We start from the raw sequence: 14,325 nt of genomic DNA, 5'->3' as shown, positions 1-14,325 counted from the left end.
CACTCCCTCTTCCGCATAAACAGGTTGACTTGAAGCGAACTTCCCGCTTCAACCCAACCCGTTGCTCATTGCTCTTTACTCGCTTCGTATTCCACCCATTCCGGCTTATACTTAACGACGTTTCGTTGATGTTCTTCATATGTCTCTTCGTATAGAATCTGTCCTCGTGGATGTTTATCACTTGGTGGACGGGCGAAGAAATAGACATATTTCGTTTTATTCGGATTTAACACGGCAAGTACCGAATCCTTACTGACCGTTGAAATCGGACCAATCGGAATCCCTTCGTACTTGTACGTATTGTACTTCGAATTGTTCTCGAGATCCTTCAGCGTCGTTAAAGCCGTATTTTCACCTGTGCCATACCAAACCGTTGGATCCGACTGTAACTTCATACCGTCATCCAATCGATTTTTAAAGACACCAGCGATTTCACGACGATCATCTGCTGTCGCCGCTTCACGCTCGACCATGGAACCGAGACTGAGTACTTCATGGAAGGTCATGCCAGACTTTTGAATGGCATCCGCATTCTCATCGTAGACTTTTTCTGTTTCATCGAGCATCGTCTCGACGATTTGATCAATGCTTTTTCCTTTATCAAACTCATACGTTGCTGGGAAGAGGTACCCTTCAAGTGCATACAGGACACCATCTTTTTTCACTTCATCCGTCAACATCGGATATTTTTCAATCATGCTGTCGATGAATGTCGCATCCGTCAATTCTTTACGGACCGTCTCTTCCTTGAAGTTCGTTGCTTTCGCGATCAAAGCGATTTGACGATCCATCGTGATGCCTTCAGGTAACGTGATTTTCACATCCGCTGCCTTCATGACCGTTCCCGTCTTTAATTCATTGATGATTTCATCCGGGGACATGGCTTGTGACAGTGTATACGTACCCGCCTGGAATGACGATTCATTCTTATAACGGACGTAATAACGGAAAATCGTCTCGTTCGCGATCAAGTCTTTTTCCTTTAGTAAGGAAGCAATCGTACTCGTCCCTGCTCCTAAAGGAACTTCGACTTTGACGGATTTCGTCGCTGCTTCATCGACTGGTTCAAGCGCATTTTTCAAAAAGACATAGACGACCGCACTGGCAACTAGAAAAATCGTCAACAACACAGAAAGGATGATTAGCGTAATCCGCCGTGATGTCCGGCGTCGCCTTTTTTCGATTTCGGCATTTTGCTTCCATTCGTTCTCCATCGGTTCCTCCTTCTTCTCTTAAAACAAGGTGACATCGTAAGAGAAAGTCTCTTACGACGTCACCTGTCATGAGTCGGGTTAGTCTAACTGATCTTCGAGCGTGTTAAAGACTTCTTCGATTTCATCCCAAGTCGCTGTATCATCTTCATCGATCGGTACGAGGTTGAAGTCGTTGTCTCCATCACCGTATTCGTCAAGTTCGTAAACGAAGATATCGACTTCTTCTGCTTCGTCATAGTCTGCTCCGATTGGCTCAAGGAAGATGTATGTCTTACTCGAACGTGGGCTTTCGTAACGCAGACGTTCTACGAATTCGAAATCATTTCCTTCGCCGTCCGGAATTACGTAACGTGTTGGTTCATTCTGTTGCATCAGTGATCCGCTCCTTTAACGCAAGCTCGAGTTCATCCCAAGTTTGCTCATCATTTTCATCGATCAGGCTCAATTCGAAATCATCTTCGCCTTCTCCATATTCATCGATCTCACAGATGATCAGATCATCTGCTCCTTCGTCAGGGTTACCGATCATTTCAAGAAACAGATAGGTTTTTCCTGTACGTTCACTCGAGTAACGGTACCATTCTTCGAAAAGATGTTCGCCGCCCTCTTCATCCGGAAAGAGATACTGACGTTTTTCTTCAGCCATCGGTTTCTCCCCCTTCATCGGTTCGTCCGATCCAAGTACGATTGCAGGATCATGACGGCAGCCATCTTATCGATGACTTGTTTACGCTTTTTACGGCTGACATCGGCATCGATCAGCATCCGTTCTGCTTGCATCGTCGTCAACCGTTCATCCATGAAGACGACTTCAAGCCCGGTATGCTGTTCGATTTCCTTCGCAAAAGCTTCACTTGCTTCTGCGCGGGGACCGATGGAACCGTTCATGTTTTTCGGAAGACCAATGACTAGGATTTCGACATTGTATGTCTTCATGATGACATCGAGCCGTTTGAAGGCTTCTGGGTAATCCGGTTCCGTCCACTTGACCGTCTCGACGCCTTGCGCCGTCCAGCCCATCAAGTCACTGACCGCTACCCCGATCGTCTTCGAACCGACATCTAGTCCCATTGCACGTTTCATTTTGAATTTCCACTCTCCGCCAAATAAGATTTCACGAGTTCTTCGAGCAATTCGTCGCGTTCAATCTTACGAATTAAATTACGTGCGTCATTATGACGAGGAATGTAAGCAGGATCTCCTGAAAGGAGATAGCCGACGATTTGGTTGATCGGATGATATCCTTTTTCTTCTAAAGCATGATAGACCGTCAACAACACATCACGTGTCGCTGCTTTGTTATCGTCTTCCGGAAAGTTGAATTTCATCGTTTGATCCATCTGACTCACGTTCATCACCTCTTTCATATACACTACGTTTCTATTATGCCAGTGATTGCACGTATTGTGAAGCGTACGCGAGTGCTTCTTCTAATTTCGACGCATCTTTTCCACCAGCTTGAGCCATGTCAGGGCGACCGCCACCGCCACCACCGCAGCGTGTTGCGACTTCCTTGATCAATTTACCAGCATGATAGCCTTGGTCGATTAAATCTTTTGAGACGCTTGCGACGAGATTGACTTTCTCGCCTTGCGCACTTCCGAGAACGATGATTGCCGATCCGAGGGAGCTCTTCAACTCGTCCATCATACCGCGAAGAGCATCCATATCTGAGACATCGACGCGTTTCGCAAGCACACGCACACCGTTGATTTCCTCAACATCGTCCTTCAATGAAGCAGCTTCGATGTTCGCGAGTTTTGCTTGCAACGATTCATTCGCCCGTTCCGTCTCACGGAGCTGTTGTTGCAGTGCTTCGATGCGAACAGGAACTTCTGTCGTCTTCGTCTTCAAGACAGCTGCTGCTTGTTCGAGTGTTTCCAAGTGTTGATTCATGACACGATATGCGCCTGCACCCGTTACCGCTTCGATTCGGCGTGTACCTGCACCGATACCAGACTCTGAAACGATCTTGAACAAGCCGATTTCTGCTGTGTTCCCGACGTGGATACCGCCACACAACTCGATCGAGTATGTGCCTGCTGAGACGACACGGACCGTTTCACCGTATTTCTCACCGAACAATGCCATTGCGCCTTTTGCTTTTGCATCAGCGATGTTCATCTCTTCGATATCAACCGGTAGTGATGCCCAGATTGCTTGGTTGACGTCTTGTTCAATCTTCGTCAACTCTTCTTGTGTCACTGCACCGAAGTGTGAGAAGTCGAAACGAAGACGATCTGGAGAAACGAGTGATCCTGCTTGGTTGACGTGTGTTCCGAGCGTATCTTTCAATGCTTTATGAAGCAAGTGTGTTGCCGTATGGTTTTTCGTGACGGCTTTACGCTCTGCTGCTTCGACTGTTGCAACGACGTCTGCAGCTTCCGTTGCGATCCCTGTACGAACGATGACCGTATGCAAGTTTTGACCGTTTGGTGCTTTTTGAACATCTTTGACATCAAGAACGAAGTCTTTGCCTTCGATTGTTCCTGTATCCGCGACTTCACCACCACTTTCAGCGTAGAACGGTGTGATGTCGAGAATGACTTGTGCTTCTTCACCAGCAGCGACTTCTGTGACTCGTTCTCCATCATGCAACAATGCGATGATTTTCGCATCCGCCTTAAGGTCGGTATAGCCGACGAACGTACTTTTATCTTTTAGCGTCGAGAGGACTTCCGATTGCTGTTGCATCGAACCACTCTCTTCACGCGCTGCACGTGCACGCTGACGTTGTGCATCCATCGCTAGTTTGAAGCCTTCTTCATCAACAGACATCTGATGATCTTCCGCATACTCGACTGTCAATTCGAGTGGGAAACCATACGTGTCATACAGACGGAACGCATCTTCGCCACTGATGACGTGCTCACCGTTTGATTTAGCCGTCTGAGCGACCGTGTTCAAGATTGCAAGACCGTCATGAAGTGTCTCGTGGAAACGTTCTTCTTCGTTTTTGATGACACGTTTGATGAAGTCTGCTTTTTCTGGAACTTGTGGGTAGAAGTCGACCATGACATTCCCGACCGTATCGACGAGTTCATACATGAACGGACGTTCGATTCCAAGCATCTTCGCATAACGAACCGCACGGCGTAGTAAACGACGAAGGACATATCCACGACCTTCATTCGAAGGAAGCGCACCGTCACCGATTGCGAATGACACAGTACGGATGTGGTCTGCGATGACCTTGAATGCTACATCGAGTTTCGAATCATCACGGTAGATTTTACCGCTGATTTCTTCAGTCTTATGAATGATCGGCATGAACAGATCCGTATCGAAGTTCGTCGGCACGTCCTGCATGACACATGCCATCCGCTCAAGTCCCATTCCTGTATCGATGTTTTTACGCGGAAGTTCCGTGTAGTTGCCGTGTCCATCGTGGTTATACTGACTGAAGACGATATTCCAAATCTCGAGATAGCGTTCGTTTTCGCCACCTGGGTAGAGTTCTGAATCGTTCGGATCGTCTCCAAAAGCAGGTCCACGGTCGAAGAAGATTTCCGTGTTCGGACCAGATGGACCTTCACCGATTTCCCAGAAGTTATCTTCAAGTGGAATGATCCGCTCAGCCGGTACACCGAGTTCAAGCCAGATTTGACGCGCTGCGTCATCTTCCGGGTGAATCGTGACCGAGAGACGTTCCGGGTCAAGACCGTACCAGTCATCACTCGTCAAGAGTTCCCAGCCCCATTTGATTGCATCTTCACGGAAGTAATCACCGACAGAGAAGTTTCCGAGCATCTCGAAAAACGTATGGTGACGTGCTGTTTTCCCGACGTTTTCGATATCATTCGTCCGGATTGATTTTTGTGCGTTGACGATACGTGGATTATCAGGAATGACACGACCATCGAAATACTTCTTGAGTGTCGCAACCCCTGAGTTGATCCACAAGAGCGATGGATCCTCGACCGGTACGAGTGAAGCACTCGGTTCGATCGCATGCCCTTTGCTTTGGAAGAAATCAAGATACATCTGACGGATTTGTGCACCCGTTAATGGTTTTAAAGCTTTCATGAACAGTTACCCCCATTGGTTTTATTTGGACGCAAAAAAGCGATGCCTTCATCCCTGAAAAGGGACGAAAGCATCGCTTCCGTGGTACCACCCTCGTTCGTAAGCAATCCATTGCTTACCTCGAACATCTGATAACGGGGATGACCCGCAGGTGTTTACACCCGACTCCGGAAGGAGCTTCAAAGGGACTCGAGAAAGTGATTGCAGCAGATTCACTTCTCTCTGGACTCGAGTTTTCCTTTTACTTATCTTCCATCAACGTGTTACGTCCATTCATCTATCGTGATTATTACCTATCGTACAGCATCCGTCAAGTCTTTGTCACCCCACCGAGTCGTTCAATCAATCGTGTTCGGCGCCGCGGCTCCTCTTCTTGCGACGCTTTATGAAACGCTCGTGGGTCGCCGAACAATAATAAACTCGACTTCGCACGGGTGACCGCCGTATAAATCAAGTTTCGAGAATGTTTGAATGCCCCCGTGAAATAGACCGGCATCAAGACGATCGGGAACTCGGACCCTTGTGCCTTGTGAATCGTAATCGCGTAGGCATGCGTGAATTGATCCCAATCACTCCGGTTGTACTCGACTTCCGTCTGGTCGAAGCGGGCGATGATCTTATCCACCTTGTCGACGTTTTCTTTGGCGAAGAAAATATTGACGATTTCGCCGATATCTCCGTTGTAGACGTTCTCTTCCGCATTGTTGACGAGCTGAAGAATCTTGTCCCCGGTCCGGTAAATCCGGGTGCCTTGTTTGACTTCGCGTTTTTTCGGTTCCTCCGGATTGTAGACGCGTTGCAAGGCGACATTCAGTTCGTCGATTCCCACCTGACCACGGTAAGTCGGTGCCAGAACCTGAACATCGAATTTCGAATACCCTTTTGCGAGTGCTTTTTCCGCGAAGGCTGAGATGCCGCGTAACGTCTCTTGCGGAGACGCGGTGTAAAAGCGACGATCCGCAAGTGGTGATAACAAATCAGCTGACGTCGTCCGGTTCTTCAAATCATGCGCGAGCCGTAAAATCGAAGAATCTTCCGCTTGGCGATGGACGACGTTCAAACGAACGACGGGAATCCCTTCCGTATCCATCAAGTCTGCCAGCACTTGCCCTGGACCAACGGATGGTAATTGATCCCGGTCACCGACGAACAAGATTTTCATACCGTTCGGCACAGCACGGAGCAGACTCGATAACAAGTAGATATCAATCATCGACGACTCATCGATGATCAGTACTTTCCCCGTGATCGGCTGATCTTCATTTAATTGGAAATTCGTTCCGTCATACTTCAACAGACGATGAATCGTCATCGCTGGGACGTCCGTTGCTTCCGACAAACGTTTAGCGGCGCGTCCGGTCGGTGCAACAAGGACGTACGGATAAACATCTCCCGTCTTGACGCGACTCTTCTCAAGCGGCCAATCATGAATTTCTTGCAGGGCATGTAAAATTCCCTTGATAACAGTCGTCTTACCGGTACCGGGTCCACCGGTCAGGACCATCAGCGGTGCTTTGACCGCTAACTCGATCGCTTCTCGCTGTTGCGCCGCATATTCCATGCCAAACTGTTCTTCGAGATGCCCGATTGCTTCAAGGATCGTCGCGACATCGACTTCCTGTTCGGCACCGTTCGCCATGACGCGCGCCAGTTCCTTCGCCGCTCGGACTTCGGCATAAAAGATCGTCGGTAAATACAAACAGCCTTCTTCGAGCTTGACCTTATCTTCAGCGAGCAACAGTTCAATCGCTTGTTCTAGCCGTTCACCCGGGTCTTCACCAAGCAAACGGGGTGCTCGCTGCAATAGCGAGTCGACTGTCGCAAAGGCATGTCCCTCTCCTGCTTCTTGTTCTAATATGTGCATGATCGAAGCAGCGACGCGCTCCGGGTGTAATCCGACGAGTCCGAGATGTGATGCGATATGATCGGCTGTCTTAAAACCAATCCCATTCACTTCATACATCAAGGAATATGGATTCTCTCGTATTCGCGCCATGGCGTCCCCTTCGTAAGCAGCATAAATCTTTGCCGCTAGCTTCGGCGTAACATCAAATGGTGCTAAGAACAGCATCAACTGATCGACACCGTATAAGGTGGCGAGTCGACTCAAGATGATGTCAGCTTGTTTTTGTTTTAACCCAGGCACCTGATTCAGTACCCGTTCATCTTTCAAAATGAGATCCACTGCCTCTTCTCCGAGAGCATCGACGATATTTTTCGCTGTCTTCGGACCAATGCCGGTGAACGAACCATTCGTCAAGAAGCGGATCGTCGCATGTTTTGTCATCGGAACCGATCGCCGAATCAGTTCCGCCTTCAGTTGTTTTCCGAAGCGAGGATGATCAACGAGACGACCGAATGCTTGATACGTTCCTCCGAGTTCGATCCCAACCCCAGTACCCGTGATGACGAGTTCGGTTTCTTTCAGTTCAAAGTTCTTTTCTTTGACGGCGACCAATACAATGGAGTGTGCTTCTTCTTCAGAAGAAAAGAGCACACGTTTGACGCGCCCGACGACTTGATGGGGGTGCTCCATCACTCCACCTTCTTTCTCTCTTTTTCATTCGCTGCTTTCATCATAGCATTCGTTTACCGGATTTTAAATCAGGGAAAGATACCCTGAAACATTTCGTTAAGAGGAGGAGTTTAAGGATGGCACGTTTACCGATTGCAGGATTGTGTGAATTAGTACTTGAAGTCGAGGATATGGATCGTGCGGTCGGCTTTTGGAATGGGACACTAGGCATTCCAGTCGTCGAGCAATGGGCTCCTGAGGACGCTGAACCGAGCAAAGAACAATCTAAGCAAGATGGGGTTTGGGCAACGTGGCTCTACATTGGCGGTAACACTCGACTCGGTCTGTGGCTGAAACGGGACTTTACGATGGAAGAACGGACCGTCAAACACTTACCAGTGTCCGAATGGGACACGTTGTACGATGAAGGTGGTGTCCATGTCCACTGTGCTTTCTACGTTGAGAAGGACGAGTTCCAGCAAGCCTTGAATCAATTGCGGGAAGCATCAATCACCGTGAAGCTCAGAGAATGGGACGAACAGGAGACCTCAAATCAAAAAGAACATTCTGCTTATTTCAAGGATACGGAAAATAACGTCATCGAACTGTACACGAAAAACATGGATGAAGCCTATGAAGACTTTTCCGGTCCACCACTTCGTGTCATCCGTGAAGTTGGGAATTAAATAGCATAAAAAAAGACGACTCCAGGCGGAATCGTCTTTTTTATATCAGTCTGCTTGTTTTAATAACGCATCCATCTTCGCTTTCGCGTCCCGCGCAAGGGCGTGTTCCGGCTGGTAGGCAAGAACGGCTTCGAGTTCTGCATAACAGGCTTCCTGTTGACCAAGGAAAGCAAGGGCAATCGCATAATTGTATCGTGCATCCGTATGCGTTTCGTCAAGCATCAAGACGTGCTCGAACATCTCGACCGCTTCTTCCAACTTCTCGTTTTGCGCTAAGGCAAGTCCGTATTGGAATGCGATCTCGATATCGACACCGTTTAATTCTGACGCGCGCTGTAAACGGGGCAACCCGCGGACTGGATCACCTAGTTTTTGATACGTCATCCCAAGCATGAAATGGAGATCCGCGTCGTCAAGTCCATATAATAACGCTGCCCGCAATGATTCCTCTGCTTCGACGAGTTGATCGGCAGCAAAGAACAGCGCCCCTTTTGCATAATAGGCACTCGCAAACGTATTATCGATCATCAGTGCCCGATCATAAAAACGAAGCGCACGATCAGCGTCGTTCATCGATTGGAGTAATGTTCCAAGATTGACGTACGCTGTCGGATCTTTTGGATTTTCTTCGATCGCGTCGTTAAACGCTTGCGCTGCTAATTCATAATTTCCAGCTTCTAGATGCCGGAACCCTACTTCATTATAGTTCATCTTCTTTTGCTCCTTACGCTAGATAAGCGAGGCGTTCGCCTGCTTTATAGGCTGCATCGATCGTCGCACCACCGAGGCAGATGTCCCCATCATAGAACACGACTGCTTGTCCTGGTGTGATTGCTCGTTGACGCTCGTCAAATGAAACATCGAGTCCATCTTCGAGGACACGAACCGTGACGGTTGTATCTTGTTGACGGTAACGGAATTTCGCCGTACAACGGAATGTCTCACCGACCGGACGCTCAGATGTCCAGCTGACATCTGAAGCAAGTAATCCTTCCGAATACAACAATTCGTTATGGAATCCTTGATCGACATAGAGGATGTTCTCCTCTAAATTTTTCCCGACGACGAACCAAGGCTCTCCGTCGCCACCGATACCGAGTCCATGACGTTGCCCCATCGTATAGTACATCAATCCATCGTGACGTCCCATGACGTTGCCGTCAAGCGTCCGCATCTCACCGGGTTGCGCCGGTAGATATTGACCGAGGAACTGTTTGAAGTTCCGCTCCCCAATGAAGCAAATGCCTGTTGAATCTTTTTTCTTCGCCGTTGCGAGGTTCGCTTCTTCTGCGATCCGGCGCACTTCTGATTTTTCCATGTGCCCGATCGGGAACATCGCCTTCGCGATTTGCTCTTGCGACAATTGATTCAAGAAATATGTTTGATCCTTGTTTGCATCAACGCCTCGAAGCAATTTATGTTCTCCATCCTCATAGACGGCACGCGCATAGTGCCCTGTCGCGACGAAATCGGCACCAAGACGCATCGCGTGATCAAGGAATGCTTTGAACTTGATTTCCTTGTTACACATGACGTCCGGATTCGGTGTCCGACCGAGTTTATATTCATCGAGGAAGTACGTGAAGACTTTATCCCAGTACTCTTTCTCGAAATTGACCGCATAGTACGGAATGCCGATTTGATTGGCTACGGCGATGACGTCTTCATAATCTTCCGTCGCCGTACAAAAGCCGTTTTCATCCGTGTCATCCCAGTTTTTCATGAAGATTCCGATGACGTTATAACCTTGCTCTTTTAATAAATGAGCCGTCACAGAAGAATCGACACCGCCCGACATTCCAACGACGACTGTCGTTTCACTCGGGGCTTTCGCTCGTGTATTCATTTATTTCACCTCTTAGTTAATTCTGAAACGATTTTACGACATCTTGCAAGGCTTGTGCGAGTAGTTCGACTTGCGCGAGCTCATTTCCGTGACCAAAACTGATCCGGACCGATGCCCGAGTTCGTTCATCTTCGCCATACATCGCCGATAAGACATGCGAAGGTTCGACGGATCCTGCCGTACATGCACTCCCGCTCGATACGGCCATTTGACGCATATCAAGCATGATCAGGAACGGTTCGATTTCAATCCGCGGGAAGTAAAGATTGAGGACATTCGGCAATCCTTCAACGCCGTTGACTTCGTAAGTGACGCCACTTTCATCCAAGCGTGTTAGCAAAACGCTGCGCAGTTGTTTAATGTGGTCCTGTTGTTGATCACGCTCTACGATCATCAGTTCGAGCGCTTTCGCTAAACCGACGATTCCCGGTACGTTCTCCGTACCAGCGCGACGCTTGCGTTCCTGTTCTCCTCCGAATGTTTGAGGCGCTAACTTCACACCAGTCCGCACATACAACAATCCGATTCCTTTTGGCCCATTGATTTTATGACCAGACGCAGATAAGAGATCGACCTGTAACGCTTCGACATCGATTGCTTTTTTTCCGAACACTTGCACCGCGTCCGTATGGAACAAAATACCGCGTTCTCGTAAAAATTGACCGAATGCCGCAATCGGCTGAATCGTTCCAACTTCATTGTTGCCGAACATGATCGAGACGAGTGTCGTATCTTCCCGGACGGCTTCTTGCAAAGCAGCCATTGAGACGACGCCTGTATCTGGAACATCGAGATACGTGACGTCATAGCCTTGTTTTTCGAGCTCTTCGAACGCATGCAAAACAGCATGGTGCTCAAACCGTGTCGTAATGAGATGACGCCCTTTTTCACGCGCCGCCTCAGCCGCACCGAAGATTGCATAATTATCCGATTCCGTTCCACCGCTCGTGAAAATCAGTTCGGTTGGTTTCGCGTTCAATTCTTGTGCGATCTGCCGGCGTGCTTTGTCAATTGCTGCCCGAGCAGACCGACCAGCCGCGTGGACACTAGATGGGTTGCCATACTGTTCGAGCAAATAAGGCGTCATCGCCTCAAGGACTTCCGGACGCATCGGCGTCGTCGCCGAGTGGTCAAAGTAATTCATTCGTTTTCACCTCTCAAATATAGAACATGTATCCTGTATCTTCTTCTTCCGCTAAGTCTTGTAGCGTCGTTGAATCGAGTACTTGATCGACTGCTTGCTGGATTTTATCCCACAGTTTGCGTTTTGTGACCTCGTCACACGCATCGCCTTCGACGACGACGAGTGGTCCTTCAAGTAGGCGGATGATTTCACCCGCTGTGATGTTTTGCGCTTCACGACCGAGCTTATACCCGCCGTAAGCACCGCGTACACTTTTGACGAGACCTCCATTACGAAGGGGGGCAATCAACTGTTCAAGATAATGCTCAGATAGGTCATACATCTGCGCGATTTTTTTTAGGGATAATGGTTTAGATTCAGCTTCTTTCGCGAGTGCGATCATGATCGTCAGACCATATCGCCCTTTCGTCGAGATTTTCATCATGCGAAGGATCATCCTTTCTAGTATAGTAGTAGCTAAAAGTGGAAGGAGCGTATGTGTATGGCACATTTATTTGAATCCCAGTCACCTGCCGGACCGCTCGCGAATCGAATGCGTCCGCAGAATCTGGATGAAATCGTCGGACAACGCCATCTGATTGGAGAGACGACGCTCCTGCGGCGTGCCATCTTAGCCGATCGTCTCGGAACCGTCATTTTTTACGGTCCACCCGGAACCGGTAAGACGACGCTCGCGCGTGTCATCTCCAGTTATACAAAATCAGCGTTCGAGCAATTGAACGCGGTCACGGCGAAACTGGAACAATTACGGGAAATTTTAAAAGCAGCCGAAGCCCGTCTTCAGTTCGAGGATCAAAAAACGATTCTCTTTCTCGATGAGATCCATCGATTCAATAAGATGCAACAAGACGCCTTACTGCCAGCGCTCGAAGCAGGTACGATCACGTTGATCGGGGCGACGACTGAAAATCCGAGTTTTGAGGTCAACGCCGCTCTGTTATCGCGGGCAACAGTCTTTCGTTTCGAACCCCCGACGCCAGATGACTTACGGATCGTCCTCGACCGGACCCTAAAAGACGAAGAGCGTGGTCTTGGCAAATATCCGATCACGATCACGGATGACGCGATCGATCATTACGTCAAGTTGTCGGATGGCGATTACCGGGCATTATTGAATGCGCTTGAACTCGCCGTCTTAACGACACCGGAAATCGATGGTCAAATCACAATCGATCTCGCTGTCGCCGAGGAATCGATTCAACAAAAAGCATTGAAGTACGATAAGGACGGCGATCGGCATTATGATGTCATCTCCGCCTTCATCAAATCGATTCGGGGTTCCGATCCCGACGCTGCGCTCTACTGGCTCGCTGTCATGATTGAAGCGGGCGAAAGTCCGCGCTTCATCGTACGGCGTCTCTACGTCCATGCGGCAGAAGACATCGGTCTGTCTGATCCGCAAGCGTTATTGATGGTCGATGCCTGCGCACGCGCGTGCGAGTACGTCGGTTTCCCTGAAGCAAGGATTCCGCTCGCTGAAACCGTCTTATATCTCGCGACGGCACCGAAATCGAATGCTGTCATCTCAGCAATCGATCAAGCATTGACACTCGTTCGCCGTTCAGACGGCGGTCCGGTACCGCCACATTTGCGCGATGCCCATCATCCGGGGGCAGCGGCACTTGGGAATGGCGTCACCTATCAGTACCCGCACGACTTTGAACATGCCTATGTGCCACAGAATTACTGGCCGGAGAACCTTGCCCGGACAAAACCGGTCTTTTATCGTCCAAGCCCACGCGGTTTTGAGAAACAACTGCAAGCTCGACTTGATTTTTGGAACAAACAAACAGCCACACATCAGAAAAAGCGACCATAAGGTCGCTTTTTTTAACGAACGCGTTCGATCGTCACGCCGGCTTCACGGACGATCTCGTTGATGACGTAGCTCGCTGCGATCAATCCACCAACTGATGGAACGAACGCATTTGAACTTGGCGGCATCTTTGCCTTACGAATTGCAGCCGCATCGTTTCCGACGACTTGACGGACTTCTTCGATGATCTTAACGGGCGGTTCATCGGAGAAGACGACAGGAACACCTTTATGGATGCCGGCTTTCCGAAGTTTCGTCCGAATGACCTTCGCTAGTGGATCATAACTTGTATCTTTGATGTCAACGATCTTGATGCGTGTTGGATCCATCTTGTTCGCCATCCCCATGCTTGAGATGATTGGAATGTTACGTTTCTTACATTCCTGAATCAAGTGAATCTTGAACGAGACCGTGTCCGATGCATCGATGACATAATCCGGTTGCTGTTCGAAGAACGACTCGAATGTCTCTTCATTGTAGAACATCTTCAAGCGAACGATTTCAAGATCCGGATTGATTAACGCAAGACGTTCTGCCATCGCATCGACCTTCGGTTGACCAACCGTCGGAAGCAAAGCATGGATTTGTCGGTTGACGTTCGTGATGTCGATATCGTCCTTATCGACAAGAATCAAACGACCTACACCACTGCGGGCAAGCGCTTCTGCTGAGAACGATCCAACACCACCGATACCCAGAATAGCGACGGACTTGGATGCCAATGCGTCAAGTCCAGTTTTACCGATTGCTAATTCATTACGCGAAAATTGATGTAACATCTCATAACCTCACAATACTCATACTGTTTTACTCGGAATTATATCATAAAAAAAAACGTCATGCGACGTGTCAAACAACAAAATAATAAGACGATGGGACCCGAAGTGCCGTGTCGATACCTTATTTTTGAACCTGCTGTGCAGGTGGGTGTCTTATCCGATTCCTATTCGTACGTCCTCCTGCTGTGTTACGAGGCATGTACTACTAGTTGGAACGTCAAACTCCCTATCAAAAAAGAGTGGCTCAAAGATAAAAGGCGGCTCTCGTACAATTCAGGAACCCCATCTGATGCATTTAA

The 14,325-nt window shown here is 48.8% G+C and carries 14 protein-coding genes, 1 other RNA gene and 1 other annotated feature; of the genes, 2 read left to right on the top strand and 13 right to left on the bottom strand.

What is annotated here, in order from left to right; all coding sequences use genetic code 11:
* Positions 1–65 precede the first annotated feature (65 nt).
* From mltG to recD2, 7 genes are all read right to left on the bottom strand, one after another.
* On the bottom strand, positions 66–1,214 hold the full coding sequence (gene mltG / locus NOM72_RS03610) for an endolytic transglycosylase MltG (RefSeq protein WP_055968690.1): 1,149 nt from the start codon (positions 1,212–1,214) through the stop codon (positions 66–68).
* 78 nt (positions 1,215–1,292) lie between these two features.
* Positions 1,293–1,586 (bottom strand): DUF1292 domain-containing protein, encoded by a 294-nt coding sequence (locus tag NOM72_RS03605; RefSeq protein WP_023468908.1) that lies wholly within the window; start codon positions 1,584–1,586, stop codon positions 1,293–1,295.
* Complete coding sequence (locus NOM72_RS03600) at positions 1,573–1,860, bottom strand: DUF1292 domain-containing protein (protein ID WP_023468909.1); 288 nt, start codon at positions 1,858–1,860, stop codon at positions 1,573–1,575. Before NOM72_RS03600 ends, NOM72_RS03605 begins: the two co-directional genes overlap by 14 nt.
* Positions 1,861–1,874: 14 nt before the next feature.
* Positions 1,875–2,297 (bottom strand): Holliday junction resolvase RuvX, encoded by a 423-nt coding sequence (gene ruvX, locus NOM72_RS03595; RefSeq protein WP_023468910.1) that lies wholly within the window; start codon positions 2,295–2,297, stop codon positions 1,875–1,877.
* On the bottom strand, positions 2,294–2,563 hold the full coding sequence (locus NOM72_RS03590; protein ID WP_029342229.1) for an IreB family regulatory phosphoprotein: 270 nt from the start codon (positions 2,561–2,563) through the stop codon (positions 2,294–2,296). The genes ruvX and NOM72_RS03590 overlap by 4 nt, the downstream gene beginning before the upstream one ends.
* Positions 2,564–2,597: 34 nt before the next feature.
* Entirely contained in the window at positions 2,598–5,240 is a 2,643-nt protein-coding gene (gene alaS, locus NOM72_RS03585; RefSeq protein WP_255997829.1) for an alanine--tRNA ligase, read from the bottom strand.
* A gap of 57 nt (positions 5,241–5,297) precedes the next feature.
* Positions 5,298–5,508 (bottom strand) — a binding site (T-box leader).
* A gap of 42 nt (positions 5,509–5,550) precedes the next feature.
* Positions 5,551–7,776, bottom strand: a complete 2,226-nt coding sequence (gene recD2, locus NOM72_RS03580) for an SF1B family DNA helicase RecD2 (RefSeq protein WP_023468913.1) — start codon at positions 7,774–7,776, stop codon at positions 5,551–5,553.
* 116 nt (positions 7,777–7,892) lie between these two features.
* On the opposite strand from recD2, the gene NOM72_RS03575 reads away from it, so the two are divergent.
* Entirely contained in the window at positions 7,893–8,441 is a 549-nt protein-coding gene (locus NOM72_RS03575; RefSeq protein ID WP_023468914.1) for a VOC family protein, read from the top strand.
* Positions 8,442–8,486: 45 nt separating this feature from the next.
* On the opposite strand, the gene NOM72_RS03570 is transcribed toward NOM72_RS03575, so the two are convergent.
* From NOM72_RS03570 to cymR, 4 genes are read right to left on the bottom strand one after another with little or no spacing between them, the layout of a single operon-like run.
* Positions 8,487–9,152 (bottom strand): tetratricopeptide repeat protein, encoded by a 666-nt coding sequence (locus tag NOM72_RS03570; protein ID WP_023468915.1) that lies wholly within the window; start codon positions 9,150–9,152, stop codon positions 8,487–8,489.
* A 13-nt stretch (positions 9,153–9,165) separates the two neighbouring features.
* Positions 9,166–10,287: a tRNA 2-thiouridine(34) synthase MnmA gene (gene mnmA / locus NOM72_RS03565; protein ID WP_023468916.1), complete on the bottom strand. Its 1,122-nt coding sequence runs from the start codon at positions 10,285–10,287 to the stop codon at positions 9,166–9,168.
* 16 nt (positions 10,288–10,303) lie between these two features.
* Positions 10,304–11,431 carry a cysteine desulfurase family protein gene (locus NOM72_RS03560; RefSeq protein WP_255997825.1) on the bottom strand — a complete coding sequence of 376 codons (1,128 nt, stop codon included), beginning with the start codon at positions 11,429–11,431 and terminating at the stop codon, positions 10,304–10,306.
* Between the two features lie 13 nt (positions 11,432–11,444).
* Entirely contained in the window at positions 11,445–11,852 is a 408-nt protein-coding gene (gene cymR, locus NOM72_RS03555; RefSeq protein ID WP_029342236.1) for a cysteine metabolism transcriptional regulator CymR, read from the bottom strand.
* Positions 11,853–11,912: 60 nt separating this feature from the next.
* Between cymR and NOM72_RS03550 the strand changes: the two genes are divergently transcribed.
* The gene (locus NOM72_RS03550) at positions 11,913–13,250 is read left to right on the top strand and encodes a replication-associated recombination protein A (protein ID WP_023468919.1); all 1,338 of its coding nucleotides are present in this window, start codon (positions 11,913–11,915) and stop codon (positions 13,248–13,250) included.
* 11 nt (positions 13,251–13,261) lie between these two features.
* Here NOM72_RS03550 and NOM72_RS03545 read toward each other — a convergent pair whose 3' ends face one another.
* On the bottom strand, positions 13,262–14,026 hold the full coding sequence (locus NOM72_RS03545) for a tRNA threonylcarbamoyladenosine dehydratase (protein ID WP_023468920.1): 765 nt from the start codon (positions 14,024–14,026) through the stop codon (positions 13,262–13,264).
* Between the two features lie 93 nt (positions 14,027–14,119).
* Positions 14,120–14,309: non-coding RNA, 6S RNA (gene ssrS / locus NOM72_RS03540), on the bottom strand.
* Positions 14,310–14,325: the final 16 nt, after the last annotated feature.

Source organism: Exiguobacterium sp. LL15 (genome assembly GCF_024436095.1).
GTDB classification, from domain to species: Bacteria; Bacillota; Bacilli; order Exiguobacteriales; family Exiguobacteriaceae; genus Exiguobacterium_A; species Exiguobacterium_A indicum.
This window is presented reverse-complemented; position numbering and strand designations above follow the sequence as displayed.

What these genes read in the sequence shown, in the direction of transcription:
- mltG (WP_055968690.1), bottom strand. Translation starts at nt 1,214, where the DNA reads ATGGAGAACGAATGGAAGCAAAATGCCGAAATCGAAAAAAGGCGACGC.
- NOM72_RS03605 (WP_023468908.1), bottom strand. Translation starts at nt 1,586, where the DNA reads ATGCAACAGAATGAACCAACACGTTACGTAATTCCGGACGGCGAAGGA.
- NOM72_RS03600 (WP_023468909.1), bottom strand. Translation starts at nt 1,860, where the DNA reads ATGGCTGAAGAAAAACGTCAGTATCTCTTTCCGGATGAAGAGGGCGGC.
- ruvX (WP_023468910.1), bottom strand. Translation starts at nt 2,297, where the DNA reads ATGAAACGTGCAATGGGACTAGATGTCGGTTCGAAGACGATCGGGGTA.
- alaS (WP_255997829.1), bottom strand. Translation starts at nt 5,240, where the DNA reads ATGAAAGCTTTAAAACCATTAACGGGTGCACAAATCCGTCAGATGTAT.
- recD2 (WP_023468913.1), bottom strand. Translation starts at nt 7,776, where the DNA reads ATGGAGCACCCCCATCAAGTCGTCGGGCGCGTCAAACGTGTGCTCTTT.
- NOM72_RS03575 (WP_023468914.1), top strand. Translation starts at nt 7,893, where the DNA reads ATGGCACGTTTACCGATTGCAGGATTGTGTGAATTAGTACTTGAAGTC.
- NOM72_RS03570 (WP_023468915.1), bottom strand. Translation starts at nt 9,152, where the DNA reads ATGAACTATAATGAAGTAGGGTTCCGGCATCTAGAAGCTGGAAATTAT.
- mnmA (WP_023468916.1), bottom strand. Translation starts at nt 10,287, where the DNA reads ATGAATACACGAGCGAAAGCCCCGAGTGAAACGACAGTCGTCGTTGGA.
- NOM72_RS03560 (WP_255997825.1), bottom strand. Translation starts at nt 11,431, where the DNA reads ATGAATTACTTTGACCACTCGGCGACGACGCCGATGCGTCCGGAAGTC.
- cymR (WP_029342236.1), bottom strand. Translation starts at nt 11,852, where the DNA reads ATGAAAATCTCGACGAAAGGGCGATATGGTCTGACGATCATGATCGCA.
- NOM72_RS03550 (WP_023468919.1), top strand. Translation starts at nt 11,913, where the DNA reads ATGGCACATTTATTTGAATCCCAGTCACCTGCCGGACCGCTCGCGAAT.
- NOM72_RS03545 (WP_023468920.1), bottom strand. Translation starts at nt 14,026, where the DNA reads ATGTTACATCAATTTTCGCGTAATGAATTAGCAATCGGTAAAACTGGA.